Source organism: Phytobacter sp. V91 (assembly GCF_965644225.1).
Classification (GTDB): Bacteria; Pseudomonadota; Gammaproteobacteria; order Enterobacterales; family Enterobacteriaceae; genus CBFFRJ01.
Genome location: NZ_CBFFRJ010000004.1, coordinates 15,984 through 37,384, shown reverse-complemented (window position 1 = coordinate 37,384; position 21,401 = coordinate 15,984). Strand labels below are relative to the sequence as shown.

Below are 21,401 nucleotides of genomic sequence, written 5' to 3'. Positions count from 1 at the left end.
TCAGTCAGTTACAGGAACCGCAGATGCTAAACGTTATTGATTCGTCACACTGGCCCCTGGTCTACTACGTGATACCCGAGCGGGTGGAGGATGACGTGGCCGGGGAGCACATCGCCGCGCTTAATGAGATCCTTACGCGCCAGCAACCCTTCGTGCTGATCTTTTGCGGCGTGGAGCAACCAAAAGACTCCAAAGAGTTTATGCGTTTGATGCGGGCATGGTCGGTTGACACCCGCGCGCAGCAGCAGCGCTGGTGTAAAGGCGCAGTGCGTGTTGAGCCGGATGAAGCCAAACGTCGCTCTTTATGGCGCAAAGCCCTGCGCTATGTGCAGTCGCGGGCGGCGCCCTATCCTTATAAAGTGGTCGCCAGCAATGAAGAAGCCGGGCAGGTGGCGCAAGCCTTGCTTGCGGGAGGCGATGGTCAATGAATCCCTCTACGCCGTTTCGCTGCCTGCTGGCGATGATTGCCGGGCAGCGCGGGCTGGTCGCCTGTGCGATGGCGCTGGCCGCGCTGTCGGTCATTAGCGAACTGATCCCCTGGTATCTGCTCTGGCAGGCGGCCCGGTACCCGGACAATCTGCTGCAACTTGCCGGCTGGCTGGCGGTGGCATTGCTCATCAAATATCTGCTGCTGGCGACCGCAGGCTGGTTCAGCCACCGGGCGGCCTTTCGTGTGTTATATGACGTGCGTATGTCGGTGGCCCGCGGGCTGACCCGGCTACCCCTTAGCCGCCTGTCGGCATACTCCTCCGGCAGTCTGCGTAATATCGTGATTAACGATGTTGAGCGTATGGAAGGCTTTATTGCCCACCACAGCGTGGACTTTACTGCCGCGCTGGTCAGCCCGCTGGTTGCCGCTGGCTTTCTGCTGTGGGTCGACTGGCAGATGGCGCTGGCCTCGCTGGTGACGGTGCCGCTGGCGATTATCGCCCAGAAGGTAGCGATGCGTGGGATGGGCGAGCGGGTGGTGGAGATGAACGCCGCCAGCGCCCGACTCAATGCGGCTATTGTCGAGTATGTGCGCGGCATTCCGGTGATGAAGGCCTTTTGCCAGAGCAGTCGCACCTTTCGCCTGCTGGATGACAGCCTGGAGCAGTATCGCGCGCTGGTGGTGCGTTTTACCCGCCAGGCGGTGCCGGGCTGGTCCATTTTTATGGTGCTGCTGAATGCCACTATTTTTGTGCTCCTGCCGCTTGGGATCTGGCGTGTCAGCCAGGGGACGCTCAGTGTTCCCCAGCTGATCCTTGTTCTGCTGCTTGGCAGCGGCCTGATCCAGCCATTGCTACGGGTGACCTTTATGGGCTCTCTGGTGCGTGAGATGCTGGCAGGCGTGGCGCGTATCGCCGCATTGCAGGTACCTGCGCCGATCAACGCCGATCCGGTTCCCGCCAGCCTGTCACTCACTACCCATAATCTTCATTTTGCTTACGATGGCGCACCGGTGCTGCGCGGGGTGTCAGTAGCGTTTCAGGCCGGGGGTTTTTATGCGCTGGTGGGGCCATCCGGTGCCGGAAAGTCAACCCTTGCCTGGCTGCTTGCCGGGCTGTTACCGCCGTCAGGCGGGGAGATCCTGCTGGGCGACACGGCGGTGAGTCATCTCTCGGATGCCCGCAGGGCAAGGCTTCTGGGGATGGTCAGCCAGGATGTCTTTATCTTTCGCGGGACGCTGGCGGAAAACCTGCGGCTGGTCGCTCCAAACGCCAGTGACGAGCAGTTATGGCAGGCGCTGGAGATTGCCCAGGCCGGTCCGTTTGTGGCCGCGCTTCCCCAGGGGTTGGGGACTGTCGTTGGCGAGCGGGGTGTGAGCCTTTCCGGCGGCGAACGCCAGCGGATTGCCATTGCCCGTGCGCTGCTTGCCGACACACCGATTTTGATCCTCGATGAAGCCACGGCTTTTGCCGACGCCCTGACCGAAGCGGCGTTTTATCAGGCATTGCGTGCAGCGCGCCCGCAGATGACGGTCATCAGTATCGCTCACCGCTTGTTTGCCGTGCAGCATGCGGATCGCATCCTGGTGATGGAAAAGGGAATGCTGGTGGCCGACGGCGGCCATGCCCAGCTTTTGCAATACAGCTCGCTGTACCGGGAGCTCTGGCATAGCCAGTTCCGCTTACAATACTGGCATATTCGGGATGAGAAGATGGAGGCTGCAGATGTCGGGGCTTAATGGGTTGTTGCGCTACAGCGCTGCCGGGCGTCGTCAGTTTTTGCGGGGCATCGTGCTGCGCACTCTGGCGCAGTTGTTCGCGGTGGTGCCTTTCTTTATTGCCTGGCTGGCGCTCAGCGACGTGCAGTGGGCAAGCGGCGCATGGCAGCACTGGGGCGCGCTATGGGCTGCCCTTGGCATCTGCCTGCTGGCGCAACTGGTCTTTTCTCACTTTGGACAACTGGATTGCTTCCTCGGCAGCTATGCGCTGATGGGTAAATACCGCCAGGCGCTGGCAGAGCACCTGCGTCGTCTGCCGCTCGGCTGGTTTGCCCGGCATCGCATTGGCAGCACCTCGGCACTGATGACCGACCAGGTGCGGCGGGTGGAAGATATTTTCTCCCATATGCTGCCGGAAGTGGTGCTCGGGCTGGCAACACCGCTGCTGTTTGCGTTGCTGCTTCTCTTTGTTGATCCGCTGTTGACGCTGGCGCTGTTTGCCACTCTGCTGCCTGGTTTGCTGCTGCTGTGGGTCACTATCCATTTCCTGCTGCGCGGTGTGCGTGAGCAGGGGCAACGTTTTGCCCTGGCTTCAGGTTTGCTGGTGGAGTTTGTCAGTGGCATCAGAACCCTGCGCCTGTTTAACCGCCAGGAGGTGATGTTAAAGCGGCTGGATGAGACGTTTGGCGAAATCCGCCGGGCCAGTATGGGAATCGAAGGCTGGGGCGGCGGCGGTGTGCTGCTGTTTCGCCTGCTGGCCGAAGGGGGATTAGTGGTGATGTTTATCACCGCCGGGCTGCTATGGCGCGACGGGCAGCTTGACCCGGCAACCTGGCTGCTGTTTGTGCTGGTGGGCTATAAGGTTATCAACCCCCTTCTTGACGCTGCCGCCTGGTTTACTCTGCTGCGGGTCATGAGTCAGTCAGCCGCCCGACTGGAAGCATTACTGGGTGAACCCACTCAGGCAGAAGAGGGCGACGGTTCGCAGCCGGTGGATGATGAGATCCGTTTCGACCATGTCAGCTTCGGCTACGATCAGCGTCGGGTGGTGGAAGATATCAGCTTTCGTGTGCCGCAGGGCAGCGTGACTGCGCTGGTAGGGACTTCGGGCAGCGGAAAGAGCACCTTGCTGAACCTGTTGGGGGGCTTCTGGTCTCCGGATAGCGGCACGATTTCCCTTGGCGGCGTGCCGCTGGAGAAGCTCGGCGCCCGGGCGCTGTACCAGCGTCTTGGCTATGTGATGCAGGAGGTGCAGCTGTTTGATGGCTCGGTGCTCGACAATGTGCGCATCGGCAATCCGCAGGCCAGCGATGAGCAGGTGATGGCCGCCTGCCGGGAGGCCTGTTGCGACGAGTTTGTGCATCTGTTGCCTGAGGGCTACCACACCCGGCTGGGTGAGGGTGGGCAGCGGCTTTCTGGCGGTGAGCGCCAGCGTCTCTCTATTGCGCGGATGATGCTCAAGGCGTCGTCAGTTATTCTGCTGGATGAAGCCACCGCGCTGCTCGACCCGCTTTCACAGGCGCAGGTGCAACAGGCGCTAACCCGGCTGGCGCGGGACAAAACCGTGCTGATGATTGCCCACCGGCTACGTACCGTCGAGTATGCGTCACAGATACTGGTGCTGGACGGCGGGCGGATTGTTGAGCGGGGCACACACCAGCAACTGCTGGAAAAAGAAGGGCTTTACCATCGGTTATGGCAGGTCCAGGAACAGGACCGCCTGTTTTCAGAAGGGAAAATGGCTGAGTTCGATGTCATCAGCAGTGACCTTCACCATTGAGCCCTGGGTATGCCAGGCGCCGAGCACCACGCGAATAGCAGGCGTCTGGTTTATGCTCAGTTCGTGAACGTCGGGGCGGTGGGTATGACCGTGGATCAGACACTGTACCTGGTGTTTTTCCATCACGTTCACCACCGCATCCGGGTTCACATCCATAATGGTCAGCGATTTATGGCTGTTGGCGGCTTTGCTGCCTGCGCGCATTTTCACGGCAATACGCTGGCGAATAAACAGCGGCAGGGCAAGGAACAGCTTCTGCAGCCAGGGTTTGTGCACTTTGGCGCGAAACGCCAGATAGCCGGCATCGTCAGTGCATAAGGTGTCGCCGTGCATGATCAGCACTCTGCGGCCATAGAGTTCGAGCACTTTCTCTTCCGGCAATAACTGCATGCCGCTTTCACGGGCAAAGCGTTTGCCAAGCAGGAAATCACGGTTGCCGTGGATGAAGTAGCAGGGGACGCCGCTCTCCACCAGGGCTTTAATGGCACTGGCAATCTCACGGTGCAGCGGCGTCGGGTCGTCGTCGCCAATCCAGGCTTCAAACAGATCGCCCAGAATGTAGAGCGCATCCGCCTTACGGGCGACGCCGTGCAAAAAATGCAGAAAACCGGCGGTGATCGCCGGTTCTTCTGTTTGCAGATGAAGGTCTGCAATAAAGAGTGTCGCCACGAATTACTCGCTAACGGTCACGCTTTCAATCACAACGTCTTCTTTCGGCACGTCCTGATGCATGCCGCTGCGGCCAGTTGCCACCGCTTTGATTTTGTCTACCACGTCCATACCTTCAACCACTTCTGCAAATACGCAGTAGCCCCAACCCTGCATGCTTTCGCCGGAGAAGTTAAGGAAGTCGTTGTCTGCCACGTTGATGAAGAACTGCGCAGTTGCGGAGTGTGGCGCCTGAGTACGGGCCATCGCCAGCGTACCACGGGTGTTTTTCAGACCGTTGTTGGCTTCGTTTTTAATGGTGTCCTTGGTCTCTTTCTGATTCATGCCCGGCTCAAAGCCGCCGCCCTGGATCATAAAACCATTGATAACACGGTGGAAAATGGTGTTGTTGTAAAAGCCTTCACTGCAATAGTCCAGGAAGTTTTTAACTGTTTCAGGCGCTTTGTCATCAAAAGTTTTGATTACGATATCGCCGTGATTAGTGTGGAAAGTAACCATTTTTGCATCCTGTTCTGATAGTGTGGTGCGCGAACCCGATTATGGGTCAGAGATAGTCGCTTGTTATAGCATAACCGGCTGGTTGGATCACCTTGCAATCGGTGCTGCTTCGGGAGTGAATTACGGGTAATATATGCGTTTTTCCGTTCCACACACGCCCATATGGAATCTTCGATGTTAAAAATCTTTAATACACTGACGCGCCAGAAAGAGGAATTCAAACCTATCCATGCCGGGGAAGTCGGCATGTACGTGTGTGGTATTACGGTTTACGATCTCTGTCATATCGGCCATGGCCGTACTTTCGTTGCTTTTGATGTGGTCGCACGTTACCTGCGTTTTATTGGCTACAAGCTGAAGTACGTGCGTAATATTACCGATATCGACGACAAAATCATTAAACGTGCCAATGAGAACGGCGAAAACTTTGTCGCCCTGGTGGACAGGATGATCGCCGAGATGCACAACGATTTTGATGCGTTGAATATTCTGCGCCCGGATCTGGAACCGCGCGCGACCCACCATATTCACGAAATCATTGAAATCACTGAGCAGCTGATCGCCCGTGGCCACGCTTATGTTGCCGATAACGGCGATGTGATGTTCTCCGTGCCGACGGATCCGAACTACGGCCAGCTGTCACGCCAGGATCTGGATCAGCTACAGGCCGGTGCGCGCGTTGATGTGGTTGATGTAAAACGTAACCCGATGGACTTTGTGCTGTGGAAGATGTCCAAAGCCGGTGAGCCTAGCTGGCCGTCACCGTGGGGCGAAGGCCGCCCTGGCTGGCACATTGAGTGTTCAGCGATGAACTGCAAACAGCTTGGCAACCATTTCGATATTCACGGCGGCGGCTCGGATCTGATGTTCCCGCACCATGAAAACGAAATCGCCCAGTCCACCTGCGCGCACGACGGCGAGTACGTCAACTACTGGATGCACTCCGGGATGGTGATGATCGATCGTGAGAAAATGTCTAAATCGCTGGGCAACTTCTTCACCGTGCGCGATGTGCTCAAGTATTACGATGCCGAGACGATCCGCTACTTCCTGATGTCCGGTCACTACCGCAGTCAGTTGAACTACAGCGAAGAGAACCTTAAGCAGGCGCGCAGCGCGCTGGAGCGTCTGTACACCGCACTGCGCGGAACCGACAGCTCAGTGGCTGCCGCAGGCGGCGAGGCTTTTGAAGCGCGTTTCATCGAAGCGATGGACGATGATTTCAACACCCCGGAAGCCTACTCGGTGCTGTTTGATATGGCGCGTGAAGTGAACCGCCTGAAAACGGAAGATGCGCAGGCGGCGAACGCGATGGCCTCTCATCTGCGTAAACTCTCCGGCGTGCTTGGCCTGCTGGAGCAGGAGCCGGATCTGTTCCTGCAAAGCGGCGCGCAGGCGGATGATGGCGAGGTGGCGGAAATTGAAGCCCTGATCCAACAGCGTCTGGATGCGCGTAAAGCGAAAGACTGGGCGGCGGCAGATGCAGCGCGCGATCGTCTTAACGAGATGGGCATTGTGCTGGAAGACGGCGCGCAGGGCACCACCTGGCGTCGTAAGTAGTTTATCCATTTGCCTGAAAAGCCGGGTCGCCATCGCCACCCGGCTTTTTTACGCCTCAGTTCTGCGTTTCGCTGAGCAGGCGTTGATTGATGTAAGCGATCGCCTGTTCAGGCGTCATCATCCGGTTAACCACGTTTGTCACCCCCTGGCCGATGATTATCTCCGCATGACGAAGATTGAATAATTGTCCCTGAGGGCCACGGGATTCGCGGATGCCGCTGCCAGGATTATCCCGCAAAATATTCAGCCACGGATACAGATGCATAATGCGCTGATTCTGGCAGATGCTGCGATGGGCGCTGTTGCCGCCGAGCAGCACCAGCTGTTCGGTGATTTCCGTTGAATAGAGCCAGTGGAAAAATTGCGCAACCTGCGTTTTCTTCTCGCTAAAGCGCGACATACCTAAGGAGCCACCGCCAATTTGCGGAATGTTCCCTGGCACCGGGGCATAGCCTATAACTGGCGATAGCGGGTTGTGGGCAACATCATTGAACATATTCATATACACGATCAGCATCGCCAGTTGCCCCTGCTCAAACTGATCCACCGAGGCATTCCACCATTCGCTGTTCAGATTCGTGGTGATGGTCAGCTGTTGCAGGTATTCCATCAGGGCGGCGATAGCGCGTTCAGGCTCCAGTTGAACCGGCTTATTTTTATGGATTAGTCGCCCACCCAGCGCGTAGTAACGCAGCAAATATTCACTGGCAATCAGCCCCGAGCTGCCCAGCGTGGTCGATGATCCCATCGGACGACGTGGATTACCTGACTGATGTATCGCGGTAAAAAATGCGGTAATGGCGTCAAACTCGGCAAAACTACGCGGTATGTTCAGCTCCTTGCCGGTTTGCTCATAAAACATGCGCCTGGTGGTGGGATCTTCAAACAGATCGCGACGGTAGAACAAAAGCTGTGTACTGGCATCAAAGGGCAATGCCCAGGATTTATCGCCAAGCAGGCTGAAGTGATGATGAATCTCAGACGGGAAGTTTTCCAGTAATGGAGGTAACTGTGGGTCTATCTCTGCCAGGGGGATCAGCGCTTTTTCGGCAAACCACGGGAAGCAGGCCATATCGATGCGCAGCAGATCGTAATAGGGGTGCAGATGCAGGCTGGAGAGGATCTCAAAGACCTCATCATAGGGGTAAATAGCGAGGTTAACCTTGATACCAGTCTGACGATAAAAATGGGGCAGCAGTTTTTTTAGCGCATCCGTCGTCGGGCTCGGCAGAATTAACATATTCAGCGTATCACCTGCCGCCTTGGCGCCGGGTTCAGCCAGCCTGTTAAGCGCGAATCCGCGGTTGCCGATCAGCCTTTCACCCGCGTCGGGAGAGGGGGCTTTGAGATAGCGGGCGATTTCCAGACCTAAGCGGGCATAGTCCATCTGATAGCTATGTTGTCCGGCGACAATCGCCGGTTCGTCATCGCTCAGATACCAGACTGTCGGACAGGGGCTGGTGCTGCCCAGCCAGGCTGCTCGGGTCAGAGAACGGCATTTTTCGCTGTCTTGCGCCACCAGAACCTGCGGCGTCTGGGCTGCAAAAAAGGCAAAAGCCGCGGTGTGGCATTCGCTGGACGGTGCGGCGATGGTCGTCACCTGGCTTGATGGACTGAGCTTCGCCAGCGCGCTCGTAAAGTTTTCGACAAAAATCCGACTGTGGCTGTGGCTGAGCGGTTCGCAAAGGATGCCAACCTGCTTTGGCTGGTCGCGGGCAATCCCGGTCGCCAGTTCCTGGGCCGCCTGCATAAAATCGAGGCTGAATGTGGCCTGCGCACGCTCTGGATGGCGGTAAACAAACAGAATATTCCCCGCAGGTATGCGCAGTGTCTGGTAATAACGTTCACAGTCGTCAAGGCAGGAGACGGTGACCACGCTTTGATAGGATTTGGCCGCCAGCGTGCGCAGGATCTCCACTTCGACAGTGGGATGATCGTTCGTTATATAGAGATCCAGATTTTCAGCCGGGGATGGACGTAATGACTGCTGAAGCCCGCGATAGAGCTGGTAATACTGCTCCGAATTGATATCGGGCAGGATCAGCGCGATACCGCTATTTTTGCTGGCGCGTAACGATTGCGCCTGCGCATTGATCTGATATCCCATCTGCCGGGCGGCATGTTTGACCGCTTCAATTTTTTCCACACTGACGTTGCCGCGTCCGTTCAGAACGTTAGAAACCGTGCCGTGTGAAACCCCTGCAAGCTTTGCTATATCCTTGATAGTTGCCATTTTTATCATCACGCCGCCCCACATTTTTTTATGCTAACACCGGGATAGCTGTATCGCTATGCTGATTTTTCAGGAGGGTTAGTTATTGGATCGTTCCATTATGTAATGGTTGTTTAATATACTTTTAATTAAGTTTTCTGGCTGTTAAGGATAATCTCTTTGCGGTGTTTTTTTATATGGAGTTTTATTTATGTTTTTGAAAAATAGCAATTAAAATTAAGTTTTATGAAGTGGATCACCAATTAACGCTTTCCTTGTTGTCTGATTTTTAACCTTGTCATTATTATTGACACGTTCCAATACCGCTTTGCAGTGTTGCGTTTTAGCAGAGTAGTCAGGGACGAAATGAATAATTCATTGAATAAAAAGGATTTAAAATGAAGATACACTTTCTGGGATCCGCTGCCTCTGAAGGTATCCCTAATCCGTTTTGTCGTTGTGAGCATTGCCAACAGGCCCGCAGCCTGAAAGGCAAAGATCTACGTACTCACTCTTCCGCGATCGTTGATGACGTCTTGCTGATTGATGTGGCTCCGGAGTTTAGCCAGCAATTGCTGCGTGATGGGCTGGACGCTACCGGCTTGACCGATCTGCTGTTTACCCATACCCATCCGGATCATTTTAACGTTGGCGAGTTGTTCAGTCGGATGGAGGGCTATGGATTTAATATCGACCATCCACTGGAGATCTTTGGCAACGATCGGGCTATCAACGGCTGCGCCGCCGTGCTACCGGGTTACAGCAAAGAACGTTTTGCTTTTCACTGCCTGGTGCCTTTCGTTACCGTCGAGAGCCATGGCTATCGGATAACGCCGCTGCTGGCTAACCACGCCAGTTGGGAACTCTGCTATGTATACGTTATTGAAAAGGAAGGGAAAACAATTTTCTATGGTCATGACTCCGGCTGGTTCCCGGAGCTTACCTGGCAGTGGTTGCAGGGCAAGCGGCTGGATCTGGTGGTACTGGAATGTACTTACGGATTTAACGGCAACGCCCGCAGCGATAACCATATGAGTCTGGAGACGGTGTTTGCCGCCCAGCAGAAACTGGCTTCGATGGCGTGTCTGCATCCCGCTAGCCAGATTGTGGTCTCCCATATCTCCCATAGCGGCAAATTACTGCATGAGGAGTTAGTAGCTGCCTGTCGTGATAAAAACATTACCGTCGCATGGGACGGTCTGACTGTTGACGTCAAATAAGGAGGGAACGCTTATGGACTTTAACAAAACACCGCGCCTGCTGATTATGATGTTTGTGCAATATTTTATGCAGGGCGCATGGAATATGACCATGGGCCTGGTGCTGAGCACCTGGGGCATGGCGACGATTATCGGCACTTCGTATGCTTTACTGGGGCTGGCGACTATTCTGTCTCCGTTATTTATCGGCATGGTGGCCGACCGTTTCTTTGCGTCGCAAAAAGTGATGGGGATCCTGCACCTGATTAACGCCGGGGTAATCCTTTGCGTGCCGCAGTTTATTGAAGCACAAAATAGCACCATGACGCTGATGATGATCTTTCTCGTCGGGCTGCTGTTTTATCCTACCACTGCGCTGGCTAACAGTATCAGCTTCAGCCATATCAACGGGGTGAAGTATTTTCCGGTCATTCGCGTGTTTGGCACCTTCGGTTTTATGGCCATTGGTTTCATTATCGGGCAGATGGGATACTCCGGGGATACCATGACCTGGTATATCGCCTCCGCCAGTGGTGTGGCTTTGGGGCTGTACTGTTTCTCGTTACCGAATACGCCGCCGAAGGCTAAAGGACGTGCATTTTCGCTGCGCGATTTATTGTGCCTTGACGCGTTGTCGCTGTTCAGGGATCGCAATTTCTCTATTTTGATGTTGAGCATCTTTGTATTGATGATCCCCAAAACGGCCTATTCCGCCTATATTCCGGTATTCCTCAAGGCGCTGGGTTTTGATAATGCCGCCACCATGATGCAGATAGGCATCGCCTGCGAAGTCGTCTTTATGTTCATGTTGTCCTGGTTCCTGTTAAAAGCGGGTTTTAAAATTACGTTGCTTATCGGCGCGGTGTGCTGGGTTATCCGCTCGATATTCTTCTCTCAGGCGGCGATTGACGCCAATATGATGTTTGTACTGATTGGGCTGATGCTACAGGGATTCTGCTGGGACTTTTTCTTCACCGTCGGCGACATTTATGTTGATCGCAAAGCACGGCCAGAGATCAGAGCCCAGGCCCAAAGTCTGCGTTTTATCGTTTCCAATGGTGTTGGTTTGCTGTTTGCTTCAACCATTTGCGGGAAGATTTTTAACAATACGGTGACGGAGCAGGGGCCGCAGGCACTGCCGCAATGGGAAAACTTCTGGATTATTCCGGCAGTGATTGCCGCCATCGTTTCACTTCTGTTCATCATTTTCTTTAAGGACGATTTGTCCAGACCGAAAGAATTGACTGAACCTGAACCGGTCAGTTCTGAGCGCTGAGATAATAAATGTACGCCCACAAGGAGGTGGGGATATGGATATCATATTACAACTGCTGAACGGGATGGGGCCGCTCCATCTGGCAACGGTTTGTAAGATAACCGCTGCGTTTGTTCTGGGCGGTATTATTGGCCTGGAGCGGGAATCCAAAGGTAAACCTGTTGGTGTTAAAACCTGCGTTATTATTGCCGTCGCCAGCAGCGTATTAACAGTGGTATCTATTCAGTCTGCAGAATATTACGCCGGGATTTCTGACAATATTCGCAGCGATCCTATCCGGCTGGCCGCCCAGATTATTAGTGGGGTAGGTTTTTTAGGCGCCGGGGTTATTTTACATCGTCGTGACGATGCGATTTCCGGTCTGACAACTGCCGCAATAGTCTGGGCATCGGCGGGAGTGGGGATTGCCTGTGGCGCCAGTTTCTATCTGCATGCGTTACTGGCGACGGCATTATTTATGCTGGTAATCAAGCTGAGTCCACATATCGCTCTGTTGCAGGCAAGGCGTCAGCAGCTGGGAAGAGTCAAAGTCCGCTTAATTCTTGATGAAAAGGAGGGGCTATCGTCACTGATGAACAGACTTCATGAGCGCAAAAATCTGATTGACGCCATGACCATCCGCGATATCAAGAAAAATAAAATAGAGGTGAATTTTAAGCTGACGGTGAAGAACCGCACTACTTTATATGAGCTGTATAGCATGCTGCGTACGATTGACCATGTCTGTTCGGTCGCTCTGGAGCATTAAGCGCGCCCGTTTTTCGCAAGCGGGAGCAGCCTGATTTTCTCCCTCTCCCCGTGGGAGAGGGCCGGGGTGAGGGCATCAGGCCGCACTATTCGCAATCTCAGCGTCGGCGTAAGTGCCACATCACTCCCATAAAAATAATCCCCGGCACCCACACCCAAAGAAGCTCGGAAATTATCACCTGATGCCCGTAAGGCGTGTTGTATTTTGATAGCGCAAAAGGCGCGACCTTAATCACCTGCCAGGGGGCGAAAAAGCGTTCATCTGACCAGGGCCACAGCCAGCCCACTCCTTTACCTCCGGTGGTCACCGAATCCAGCAGGCTGTGTGACAGCAATGACAGCGTCAGAAACGTCCAGCAGCACAGTGCGCTTGCTTTAAACCATCGTCTCCCGAGCCATGTCAGCAGTAATGGAACCACAAAGGCAAACAGCAGCGAATGGGTAAAGCCGCGATGACCAAAAATATTGCCGTAGGCAATACCCAATTTAAATGAGAGCACGTCGGCATCGGGCAACATAGCCAGCCCAATACCCGCCAGCAGTAAACCCCGGGGGATCACTTTGTTTCCGAGTCCGAGCCCCAGACAAAGGGGGACAGCGGCGTGAGTAATGATTGTCGGCATCGTTCTTTCCTGAACAAAAGAGGAAAGTATACCCAGGGGACCCGATTTGCTCAGTGCGTGTTTTCTGAAACTTACCGGGTAATTAAAAACTCGGTTTTGTGATGCAGCACGATAATTAAACCGACAAATTGTAAATATTTGGGTGACTGCATAAATATGGCGACGGTGATTCGGGGTAATGACAAATGCACTTCACAGCAGAACAGCGTAATTTGCAGGAAAGTCGCAGTAAACATCACATTATTCAGGGGATAACATGAGCAAAGTAGCGCTGGTAACGGGTGGCAGCAAAGGGATTGGGTATGCGGCAGCCAAAGCGATGTATGACATGGGCTATACCGTGATTGTGGCCGCCCGTAATGAACAAAAACTGAAAGCCTGTGCCGAAGGCTTTGATCCGGAAAGGTTTGTGCCCGTTTCGGCGGATGTGTCTTCGCCAGAAGGCGTTGAGGCGCTGTTCAGCCGGATTAAAAACGACTTCGGCAGACTGGACGTGTTGTTCAATAACGCAGGCAATAACAGCCCGGCAAAATCCATCGAAGAGATCCCATATGAAGAGTGGCTGCGCGTGTTTAACGTTAACGTGCACGCCAGTTTCCTGTGCGCGCAGGCAGCCATCAAAATAATGAAAGCCCAGCAGCCGATGGGTGGGCGGATTATTAACAACGCCTCTATTTCGGCTATCACGCCGCGTCTGTATACCGCGCCTTATACCGCGTCAAAACATGCCATTACCGGCCTGACGAAATCTATCTCACTCGACTGCCGTAAATTTAATATTGCCTGCGGGCAGATTAATATCGGTAACGCTGAAACCGAAATGTCCGGAAGGATGCGCAAAGGGGTGTATCAGGCCGATGGCACCATCGCTCCTGAAGAGATGATGGATGTTGCGGATGTGGCGGCGGCGATCGCCATGATAACCACCATGCCGGTCACCACCAATGTGCTGGAGATGACGATTATGGCAAATGCTATGCCGTTCGTCGGCCGCGGATAACATACGCTTTATCCTTCACGCTGCCTCTTTGTTGGCTACGTCTGCTCACCCCGGTCACTTACTGATGTAAGCTCCCGGGGACTCTCAGCCTTGCCGCCGCAATGCAACGCGAATGATTTTGCGTATGTACGAAAGTAAAGAGGATGACAGCGGTGTGAATCAGGCTGATTCCTGGGTAATCAGCTGTCCGGAAAGGGTGATGCGCTGGGTCTGTAATTCCGGCTCTTTTAATTTGCGCATCATCAACTCTGCCGCCTGCCGCCCGGTCTCTTCGCTGGCCGAGGAAACATAGGTGAAAGAGGGGGAGGTGAGGTTCACATGCAGCATATCTTCAAAGCCAATTAGCGCCACCTGCTGGGTCAGGAACACGTCCTTACCTATGGTGCGTCCAACCTGATGAATACCGCTGATCGAGCCAATAATGGAATTCGGCGAGTGGCAAAGCAGCGCGGTAATGGTGTTATTTTTTTCCAGCAAATGGCGGGTCGCCAGGCTCACTGAATCGGTACTTTCAAAACAGGGCGGGGTGAACTCATCACGCAGCGCCATCCCGTGCTGTTTCAGCGCGCTGTGCATCCCCAGCAAACGCTGGTGACGTACCCGGTCGTTCTCCATGCCGCCAACGTAGGCGATAGCACGATGCCCGCGCTCAATCAGATAGCGGGTTGCAAGGCTGGCAGCCTGGCGATTATCACGCATGACCAGATTGCAGGGCTCATCAAGTAGCGACTGCGATACCACCACCAGCGGCAGTGGGCACTGGCTTATCTTTTCCGGCACACGGGCGGATGTTGGGTCACTGGCAAGATAAATGACCCCGGCAACGCCTTGCTGTTTGAAGGAGAGCAGACAGCGCTCAAGATGGTCGTTGTCATCCTGCGGTTGGCCGAGGAAAACCATATAGCCTTTACGCTCCAGAGCCTGCACGATGCTTGCCATCACCTTGATGGAGAAGCTGTCGCTAAAATCCCGCAGGATCAGGCCAATCAGGTTTGAGGTGTTTGCCCGAAGATTAGCTGCTGCCACATTGTGTACGTAGCCCAGTTCATTGATGGCCGAATGGACTCGCTCAATCGTCGCCTCAGAGATCTTCCCTTTCTGGCGTAACACCAGTGACACGGTTGAGACGGAAACGCCCGCCAGTTTAGCGACATCAATGATGCTGACCTTTTTCAAACGAGCTCCCTGAAAGTACCGAATATCTGCCTGAAATAGTAAAGCCTCCTGTAGTAATACAGGAGACTTATTTACCTTATCAGTACGAGGTTATTTGCCAAGCGTTGTTGCCATCGACTGGGCAATAAATTGCGCTCGTGCGCCAAAAATAACCTGCACGCCTTTATCACCGACAAAGACCACGCCACGCGCACCGACGCCGTTCAGGCCTTCTTTATCCACGTTATCGCCATTCAGCACTTCGATGCGCAGACGGGTGATACAGGAGCCGACGGAATCAATTTTTTTCGCTCCGCCAAGCAGGCCAATGATTTCGGTCACCAGTTCGTCATCGGTCTTATCACTGGCATCCGCAGAGACATCGGTACGGCCCGGTGTTTTCACATCGAAACGACGGATCACGAAACGGAAGGTGAAGTAGTAAATCAGCGCCATCGGTATGCCAATGATCACTACATTGAGGAAGTTAGTCTGATAGCCATTAAACGATGGCAGGATCCCAAAGGAGATGTAGTCGATAAGCCCGGCAGAGAAGGACTTCGCAATATGAGCATGCATCAGATACATACTCATATAAGCCAGTCCCGCCATAATCGCGTTAAACACGTATAACACCGGGGCAACGAAGATAAAGGTGAACTCGACCGGTTCAGTAATCCCCGTCAGGAAACAGGTCAGGGCAGCGGAGAAGAGAATACCGGCGGCGATTTTTTTGTTACGGGTGTGCGCTTCGTGGTACATCGCAAGGCAGGCCGCAGGCAGAGCGAACAGCATCAGCGGGAATTCGCCCTGCATAAACTTACCGGCATTCTGGTAGGTGTCGCTACTGAAGGATTTGGTGCCTTCTTCCAGCATTTTGAACCAGATTGTCTGGTCGCCATGGATAACCTGGCCGGCCTGAGTGGTGTAATCGCCAAAGGAGTACCAGAACGACGGATACCAGATGTGGTGCAGGCCGAGCGGGATCAGCGCGCGTTCCGTCAGGCCAAAGATAAAGGTCGAGGCGGCCTGATTATCCCCATTAACAATCACCGAAAGCGCATCAATGCCCGCCTGGATATGTTGCCAGACGTAGGGCAGCAGCAGGCCGAGAATAAACGACATAAACGCCGTGGCGATGGCCACAAAACGCTTACCCGAGAAGAAGCCAAGGAATTCCGGCAGCTGTAGGGTATGGAAGCGGTTATAACACCAGGCGGCGAGGATGCCGCAGATAAGGCCGCCAAAGACCCCCATTTGCAGGGTTGGAATACCCACCACCATCGCATATTTACCGCCCTGGGAGGCCATTTCCGGCGTAATGGACAGTACGGTGCCGATGGTGATGTTAGTGATAAAGACCGAAACCGCAGCGGAGAGGGCAGCGATACCCGATTCCGACGCCAGGCCGACGGCAGAGCCGATGGCGAACAGCAGCGGTAAATTATCGAAGATGACGCCACCGGCGTTCATCATCAGCGGTAAGTGGAACTTATCACCGAACGCCAGCAACAAACCTGCCGCCGGCAACAGAGAAATTGGCAGCATAAGCGCGCGGCCAATCATTGACAGCTTTGATAACGATTTTATAAACCCTGATAACAGTCGCATCCTGATTTCCCCCGAGTCTGACCATTATTCGCCGCACATTTTAGTGCACTATTATTGTGAGTAGAACGTTTTAGTAGAACGTTCTACTTATCGTGCGAGATGAGAATGATCTCTGCAACTGAAATCGTCAGTTCAGACATAAGAATTTATGATTATTTGAAGACGATCGGTATGCGACCACAGGAACTGAGAGGGGATTAAGATCGGATGCAGACCCGGCAAACGGGCCTGCATACAGCCAGGATCAGGCAGTAACGGTAACGCTTTGTCCCAGGAAAACAACGGTCTGGCCAGCAATGATTTTGCAGCGCTTGCGCGTTTCAACTTTGCCGTCCACCTTCACCAGACCTTCGTCGATGGCGATTTTGGCTTGCGCGCCGCTTTCGCTCCAGCCTTCGAGTTTCAGCAAGTCGCACAGTTCGACGTGCGGGTGCTTACCTAATGAAAATGTTGCCATCTTATGCTTTCTCCACTTCGTGATACTCTTCGCATGCCTGCAGGGTGTTCTGAATCAGCGTTGCAACGGTCATCGGGCCTACGCCGCCCGGCACCGGGGTGATGTAAGACGCGCGGGCTGCGGCGGCTTCATAAGCCACATCGCCGACCACTTTGCCGCTTTCCAGACGGTTGATGCCGACGTCAATCACGATCGCGCCTTCTTTGATCCACTCGCCGGGGATAAAGCCCGGTTTACCCACCGCCACAACCAGCAGGTCGGCATTTTCAACGTGCTGACGCAGGTTTTTGGTAAAGCGGTGGGTGACGGTGGTGGTGCAGCCTGCTAACAGCAGCTCCATGCTCATCGGGCGGCCGACGATATTGGATGCGCCAATCACGACAGCATTCAGACCGTAGGTATCGATGTTGTAACGCTCAAGCAGGGTCACAATACCGCGCGGGGTGCACGGGCGCAGGCGCGGTGCGCGCTGGCACAGGCGACCGACGTTGTAAGGGTGGAAACCATCAACGTCTTTGTCCGGAGAGATGTGCTCCAGCACCTTCACATAATCAATGCCCGCCGGCAGCGGTAACTGTACCAGGATGCCATCAATGGCATCATCTGCGTTGAGCTTATCGATAAGCTCCAGCAGCTCGGCTTCGGTGGTGGTTTCCGGCAGATCATAAGAGCGGGAGAGGAAGCCAACTTCTTCACAGGCTTTACGTTTGCTGCCGACATAAATTTGCGAAGCCGGGTTGCTGCCAACCAGTACAACGGCCAGGCCAGGGGCGCGTAATCCAGCCGCTAATCGGGCTTGCACCTTTTCAGCAACTTCAGAGCGCACCTGCTGCGCAATCGTTTTACCATCAATAATCTTTGCTGCCATCAGAGAGAAGATTCCATCTGTAACTGAACGATGAGGGGGATGCGCATATTTTGTCAGAAGTGGGCGGCGCTGTCAGTCACCGTTTGAGATCTTACTGAAAAGAGGGGCATCAGTCAGGCGGAAGTCGCGTGTCCTGCGAGCATTTTGGCTGGCTAAAACAAATTAGCATTGTTATTTGTATGGTTAATGGGTTTACAGACCGGCATTTTATTTTATCGGCTTTGATTATTCCCCCGGATCTTTGCGGTTTATTATCACTGCAATTAGCTGATGACAGTATCATGAATAAATGATGAAAAAAAACTCAACAAAGACCGTCATTAGCACTAAAGCTAAATACCGCAAGTGTTGGCATAATAAAAACTGAATCAAAATCATCTGGCGCAAAGTCAAAAAAAAGCAGATAATATTTTTTTTCTTTAGCGTTGTTAATGTTTATTGGGATTTATGCCGATTGAAATTAATATCGGGCTCCTCATGATGGATCATAACTAAAGAGTTCTTCTTATGCTTATTCGCATAGTATCAGCGGTGGCGGGTGCCATTCTGTTAACTTTATCACCCTTTGTGCATGCCGCGAGTGCCATTCCGGCACCTGCCGAAGCTGACTGGGTCGCCAAAGAATTCACCTTTAATAGCGGTGAAAAACTGAAAGATCTGCGTATTCACTACTACACCCTTGGCGATCGTAGTAAACCCGCTGTCTTATTACTACACGGCACTAACCAACCGATTAAAGCGTTATTAGCCGATGGATTTGCCGGTGAATTATTTGGCCCGGGCCAGGCGCTGGATAGCAGCAAATATTTCATTATTATGCCGGAGAGCATTGGTTCCGGAAAATCCTCGAAACCTTCAGATGGTTTGCGGATGACGTTTCCGCAATACGATTATGACGATATGGTTACCGCCCAATACCGGCTGCTAAAAGAAGGGCTGGGCATTTCCCATCTGCGTTTAGTCATGGGCTATTCGATGGGTGGAATGCAGACCTGGCTGTGGGGTGAAAAATATCCGTCAATGATGGATGCGCTGGTGCCGATGGCGTCGCAGCCCAATGAGCTTTCGGGTCGTAACTGGATGATGCGTCGCATGTTAATTGAAACTGTCAAAGCCGATCCGGCCTGGGCGCAGGGCAATTATCAGCAGCAACCTCCGGCACTGAAGACCGCCAATATTATGTTCAGTATTGCAACCACCGGCGGCACGCTGGCATATCAGCAGAAAGCGCCAACGCGTGCCCAGGCCGATAAACTGGTTGATGAACGCCTGGCTGCACCGGTCACTGCGGATGCCAACGACTTTATTTATATCTGGGGCTCTTCGGCTAATTACAATGCACTGCCTGGGTTAAACCGTATTACCGCGCCAGTGCTGATCATTAATTCAGCAGATGACGAACGTAATCCTGTCGAAACCGGTATTCTGGCGGGTGAATTAAATAAAATTAAGCAGGCAGAATTGTTCCTGATCCCGGCAAGTGCGCAGACCAGTGGTCATGGCACAATGATGTCGGCGAAATTTTATAAAGAAAAGCTACAGTCATTTTTAGCCGGTATCGACGGCAGCCAGCATAATAAGTAATCATCATCGCATACCGGAAGTGGCTTAACCTGCTTCCGGTTTTTTGTCTTCATTTTGTCATCAGTCTCTTCATTTTATGATTAACCAGTAACAGGGAATAAGACACTATGTTTCGTAGAATAAAGATCCGTACTGCACTCAGCATGATGATTTTTTCGCTGACGGCATTATTACTTTTCGTCGGCATTTTGGGTCTGGTGGCGGTGCAGTCAGGGAATAAATCTTTTGCCCGTGTGGATACTGAAGTATTACCGGGTCTGGTCGCGCTGAATGAAAGTTCTGAATTATTATTGCGTGCTCGCCTGGATTTACGTTTGTATGAATCCCTGGTGGGTAATGGCGATACGGAAAAAGCCAAAGTGGCCCTCGAACGTGCCAAAGGTAAGATTGAGGGTGCCAGTGCCAAATGGCAGGATTACCTGAAATATCCTCAGTCAGCAGAAGAGCTGGTGATTTCCAAAGAGATGGCCAGCAGCCGCGACACCCTGATGGAAGATTTTATCAATCCGGCGCTTGCAGCCCTTGAAGCGGGTAAGCTGGATGAGTATCGCCAGCGCGCCGGGAAATCGACGACCCTGTACGCCGCGTTCGATAAAGCCTCGAAAACGCTGGTTGCTTATAAAATCAAAAGTATCGATATCGCCTACGAAGACTCCAACACGCGTGTCACCCGTATGGAGTTTGTGCTCTATTTCTCCATCGCCTGTGCGCTGGTGCTGGCCGCGCTGGCCTGGTCGGTGATGACCAATCTTATCGTCAAACCGCTGAACAATGTGATTCGGGTCTTTGACCGTATTGCCGAAGGCGATCTGCGGGCGCGCATTGATATCGCCGGGAAAAACGAGATTGCTCAGCTGTTTGCCGCAGTGCAACGTATGCGTGATGGGCTGGAGAATATGGTGCTGGTGGTGCGCCACGGTACGGATGCTATTGGCTCCGGCGTGGAAGAGATTGCCTCCGGTAATATCGATCTCTCCAGCCGTACCGAGCAGCAGGCTGCCTCTCTGGATGAAACCGCATCCAGCATGGAGCAGATCATGGCGACGGTAAAAAACAACGAAGACAACACGCGTAAGGCCAATGAGCTGTCGCTGAAGGCATCCGACTCTGCTTCCCGCGGCGCTACCGTGGTCTCTGAAGTTGTCTCTACGATGGCGTCGATTGAGAAGAGCTCCGCCAAAATTGGCGATATCGTCGGTGTGATTGACGGTATTGCGTTCCAGACCAATCTGCTGGCGCTGAATGCCGCCGTTGAGGCTGCTCGTGCAGGCGAAGCCGGTCGCGGATTTGCAGTGGTGGCTTCTGAAGTTCGGGTTCTCGCGCAACGCAGCGCAACAGCCGCGAAAGAGATAGGCACCATGATCAGTGATTCATTGAGCCGTATCGAGCAGGGCTCCGGATTGGTGAAAGAAGCCGGCGTCACCATGAATGAAGTGATGGTCGATGTGAAAGAAGTGGTCGAGATCATGGATGAAGTGATGCTCGCTTCCGGCGAGCAGACCCGTGGTATTTCGCAGATTAATATCGCCATTCACCAAATGGACGGCGTGACTCAGCAGAATGCCTCGCTGGTGGCTGAAGTGGCGACCGCGGCCAGTTCCCTGCAACAGCAGGTGGTTCAGTTACAGCAGTCGGTAACGCGTTTCCAGATTGCCAGAGATAACGCCGAATCCGGTGATGATCTCTACAATGGGCCGCAGGAACTGATGCTGGCAAATCAGCACTAAACGCTGAACAGTCGCCCCTGATGCTGGTTGGGGCGGCTCATCACCTCACCGATTTTCTTGAGGGTAAGTTGAGGAATTTGCTGCGGGATGCTCACTTCGCAAGCATCTGACCCCTAAAGGCATTGACTCGACAGGTGTTGACCGTATAATCCCTGTCCGCAACTCTCCCGAAAGGGACACCGTGCGCCCTTAGCTCAGCTGGATAGAGCAACGGCCTTCTAAGCCGTAGGTCACAGGTTCGAACCCTGTAGGGCGTACCATTTATTTCAATGAGTTAGCCTTTAAAATA

General features: G+C 53.5%; 18 protein-coding genes and 1 tRNA gene. 11 read left to right on the top strand and 8 right to left on the bottom strand.

Going from position 1 to position 21,401, the window contains the following annotated elements:
- The first annotated feature begins 23 nt into the window (after positions 1-23).
- From ACSZO4_RS01520 to ACSZO4_RS01510, 3 genes are read left to right on the top strand one after another with little or no spacing between them, the layout of a single operon-like run.
- Positions 24-428 carry a hypothetical protein gene (locus ACSZO4_RS01520; RefSeq protein WP_437887065.1) on the top strand — a complete coding sequence of 135 codons (405 nt, stop codon included), beginning with the start codon at positions 24-26 and terminating at the stop codon, positions 426-428.
- The gene (locus tag ACSZO4_RS01515; RefSeq protein ID WP_437887064.1) at positions 425-2,167 is read left to right on the top strand and encodes an ABC transporter ATP-binding protein; all 1,743 of its coding nucleotides are present in this window, start codon (positions 425-427) and stop codon (positions 2,165-2,167) included. The genes ACSZO4_RS01520 and ACSZO4_RS01515 overlap by 4 nt, the downstream gene beginning before the upstream one ends.
- The gene (locus tag ACSZO4_RS01510; protein ID WP_437887063.1) at positions 2,154-3,926 is read left to right on the top strand and encodes an ABC transporter ATP-binding protein; all 1,773 of its coding nucleotides are present in this window, start codon (positions 2,154-2,156) and stop codon (positions 3,924-3,926) included. The genes ACSZO4_RS01515 and ACSZO4_RS01510 overlap by 14 nt, the downstream gene beginning before the upstream one ends.
- Here ACSZO4_RS01510 and lpxH read toward each other — a convergent pair.
- Both lpxH and ppiB read right to left on the bottom strand, forming a co-directional pair.
- Complete coding sequence (gene lpxH / locus ACSZO4_RS01505) at positions 3,873-4,595, bottom strand: UDP-2,3-diacylglucosamine diphosphatase (protein ID WP_437887062.1); 723 nt, start codon at positions 4,593-4,595, stop codon at positions 3,873-3,875. The two genes, ACSZO4_RS01510 and lpxH, sit on opposite strands and share 54 nt — an antisense overlap.
- 3 nt (positions 4,596-4,598) lie before the next feature.
- Positions 4,599-5,093, bottom strand: coding sequence for a peptidylprolyl isomerase B (gene ppiB / locus ACSZO4_RS01500; protein WP_437887061.1), 495 nt, complete (start codon positions 5,091-5,093; stop codon positions 4,599-4,601).
- 174 nt (positions 5,094-5,267) lie between these two features.
- On the opposite strand from ppiB, the gene cysS reads away from it, so the two are divergent.
- The gene (gene cysS, locus ACSZO4_RS01495) at positions 5,268-6,653 is read left to right on the top strand and encodes a cysteine--tRNA ligase (RefSeq protein ID WP_437887060.1); all 1,386 of its coding nucleotides are present in this window, start codon (positions 5,268-5,270) and stop codon (positions 6,651-6,653) included.
- 55 nt (positions 6,654-6,708) lie between these two features.
- On the opposite strand, the gene ACSZO4_RS01490 is transcribed toward cysS, so the two are convergent.
- Positions 6,709-8,886, bottom strand: coding sequence for an extracellular solute-binding protein (locus ACSZO4_RS01490; RefSeq protein ID WP_437887059.1), 2,178 nt, complete (start codon positions 8,884-8,886; stop codon positions 6,709-6,711).
- Positions 8,887-9,263: 377 nt separating this feature from the next.
- Between ACSZO4_RS01490 and ACSZO4_RS01485 the strand changes: the two genes are divergently transcribed.
- The 3 genes from ACSZO4_RS01485 to ACSZO4_RS01475 are packed head-to-tail and all read left to right on the top strand — an operon-like array spanning position 9,264 to position 12,088.
- A complete protein-coding gene (locus ACSZO4_RS01485; RefSeq protein ID WP_437887058.1) occupies positions 9,264-10,085 on the top strand; it encodes an MBL fold metallo-hydrolase in 822 nt (273 codons plus the stop codon).
- A 13-nt stretch (positions 10,086-10,098) separates the two neighbouring features.
- Positions 10,099-11,340 carry an MFS transporter gene (locus tag ACSZO4_RS01480; protein ID WP_437887057.1) on the top strand — a complete coding sequence of 414 codons (1,242 nt, stop codon included), beginning with the start codon at positions 10,099-10,101 and terminating at the stop codon, positions 11,338-11,340.
- Positions 11,341-11,374: 34 nt separating this feature from the next.
- Positions 11,375-12,088, top strand: a complete 714-nt coding sequence (locus tag ACSZO4_RS01475; RefSeq protein WP_437887056.1) for an MgtC/SapB family protein — start codon at positions 11,375-11,377, stop codon at positions 12,086-12,088.
- A 97-nt stretch (positions 12,089-12,185) separates the two neighbouring features.
- Here the strand turns inward: ACSZO4_RS01475 and ACSZO4_RS01470 are convergent, their stop codons facing one another.
- Positions 12,186-12,710 carry a metal-dependent hydrolase gene (locus ACSZO4_RS01470; protein ID WP_437887055.1) on the bottom strand — a complete coding sequence of 175 codons (525 nt, stop codon included), beginning with the start codon at positions 12,708-12,710 and terminating at the stop codon, positions 12,186-12,188.
- Between the two features lie 256 nt (positions 12,711-12,966).
- On the opposite strand from ACSZO4_RS01470, the gene ACSZO4_RS01465 reads away from it, so the two are divergent.
- Complete coding sequence (locus ACSZO4_RS01465) at positions 12,967-13,710, top strand: SDR family oxidoreductase (protein WP_437887054.1); 744 nt, start codon at positions 12,967-12,969, stop codon at positions 13,708-13,710.
- Positions 13,711-13,869: 159 nt separating this feature from the next.
- On the opposite strand, the gene malI is transcribed toward ACSZO4_RS01465, so the two are convergent.
- From malI to folD, 4 genes are all read right to left on the bottom strand, one after another.
- Positions 13,870-14,886, bottom strand: a complete 1,017-nt coding sequence (gene malI, locus ACSZO4_RS01460) for a Mal regulon transcriptional regulator MalI (RefSeq protein ID WP_437887053.1) — start codon at positions 14,884-14,886, stop codon at positions 13,870-13,872.
- Between the two features lie 90 nt (positions 14,887-14,976).
- Entirely contained in the window at positions 14,977-16,476 is a 1,500-nt protein-coding gene (locus tag ACSZO4_RS01455) for a PTS transporter subunit EIIC (RefSeq protein ID WP_437887052.1), read from the bottom strand.
- Between the two features lie 244 nt (positions 16,477-16,720).
- On the bottom strand, positions 16,721-16,933 hold the full coding sequence (ybcJ, locus tag ACSZO4_RS01450) for a ribosome-associated protein YbcJ (protein WP_437887051.1): 213 nt from the start codon (positions 16,931-16,933) through the stop codon (positions 16,721-16,723).
- 1 nt (position 16,934) lies between these two features.
- On the bottom strand, positions 16,935-17,801 hold the full coding sequence (gene folD / locus ACSZO4_RS01445) for a bifunctional methylenetetrahydrofolate dehydrogenase/methenyltetrahydrofolate cyclohydrolase FolD (RefSeq protein WP_437887050.1): 867 nt from the start codon (positions 17,799-17,801) through the stop codon (positions 16,935-16,937).
- A gap of 507 nt (positions 17,802-18,308) precedes the next feature.
- Between folD and ACSZO4_RS01440 the strand changes: the two genes are divergently transcribed.
- The 3 genes from ACSZO4_RS01440 to ACSZO4_RS01430 all read left to right on the top strand — a co-directional run bounded on the left by ACSZO4_RS01440 (position 18,309) and on the right by ACSZO4_RS01430 (position 21,372).
- Positions 18,309-19,385 carry an alpha/beta fold hydrolase gene (locus tag ACSZO4_RS01440; protein WP_437887049.1) on the top strand — a complete coding sequence of 359 codons (1,077 nt, stop codon included), beginning with the start codon at positions 18,309-18,311 and terminating at the stop codon, positions 19,383-19,385.
- A 107-nt stretch (positions 19,386-19,492) separates the two neighbouring features.
- Complete coding sequence (locus tag ACSZO4_RS01435; RefSeq protein ID WP_437887048.1) at positions 19,493-21,112, top strand: methyl-accepting chemotaxis protein; 1,620 nt, start codon at positions 19,493-19,495, stop codon at positions 21,110-21,112.
- A 183-nt stretch (positions 21,113-21,295) separates the two neighbouring features.
- A tRNA-Arg gene (locus tag ACSZO4_RS01430) sits at positions 21,296-21,372 on the top strand.
- The last annotated feature ends 29 nt before the right edge of the window (positions 21,373-21,401 follow it).

Bases quoted from the DNA above. Each gene is read 5' to 3' on its own strand.
- ACSZO4_RS01520 (WP_437887065.1), top strand. From the start codon at position 24: ATGCTAAACGTTATTGATTCGTCACACTGGCCCCTGGTCTACTACGTG.
- ACSZO4_RS01515 (WP_437887064.1), top strand. From the start codon at position 425: ATGAATCCCTCTACGCCGTTTCGCTGCCTGCTGGCGATGATTGCCGGG.
- ACSZO4_RS01510 (WP_437887063.1), top strand. From the start codon at position 2,154: ATGTCGGGGCTTAATGGGTTGTTGCGCTACAGCGCTGCCGGGCGTCGT.
- ppiB (WP_437887061.1), bottom strand. From the start codon at position 5,093: ATGGTTACTTTCCACACTAATCACGGCGATATCGTAATCAAAACTTTT.
- cysS (WP_437887060.1), top strand. From the start codon at position 5,268: ATGTTAAAAATCTTTAATACACTGACGCGCCAGAAAGAGGAATTCAAA.
- ACSZO4_RS01490 (WP_437887059.1), bottom strand. From the start codon at position 8,886: ATGGCAACTATCAAGGATATAGCAAAGCTTGCAGGGGTTTCACACGGC.
- ACSZO4_RS01485 (WP_437887058.1), top strand. From the start codon at position 9,264: ATGAAGATACACTTTCTGGGATCCGCTGCCTCTGAAGGTATCCCTAAT.
- ACSZO4_RS01480 (WP_437887057.1), top strand. From the start codon at position 10,099: ATGGACTTTAACAAAACACCGCGCCTGCTGATTATGATGTTTGTGCAA.
- ACSZO4_RS01475 (WP_437887056.1), top strand. From the start codon at position 11,375: ATGGATATCATATTACAACTGCTGAACGGGATGGGGCCGCTCCATCTG.
- ACSZO4_RS01470 (WP_437887055.1), bottom strand. From the start codon at position 12,710: ATGCCGACAATCATTACTCACGCCGCTGTCCCCCTTTGTCTGGGGCTC.
- ACSZO4_RS01465 (WP_437887054.1), top strand. From the start codon at position 12,967: ATGAGCAAAGTAGCGCTGGTAACGGGTGGCAGCAAAGGGATTGGGTAT.
- ACSZO4_RS01455 (WP_437887052.1), bottom strand. From the start codon at position 16,476: ATGCGACTGTTATCAGGGTTTATAAAATCGTTATCAAAGCTGTCAATG.
- ybcJ (WP_437887051.1), bottom strand. From the start codon at position 16,933: ATGGCAACATTTTCATTAGGTAAGCACCCGCACGTCGAACTGTGCGAC.
- folD (WP_437887050.1), bottom strand. From the start codon at position 17,801: ATGGCAGCAAAGATTATTGATGGTAAAACGATTGCGCAGCAGGTGCGC.
- ACSZO4_RS01440 (WP_437887049.1), top strand. From the start codon at position 18,309: ATGCTTATTCGCATAGTATCAGCGGTGGCGGGTGCCATTCTGTTAACT.
- ACSZO4_RS01435 (WP_437887048.1), top strand. From the start codon at position 19,493: ATGTTTCGTAGAATAAAGATCCGTACTGCACTCAGCATGATGATTTTT.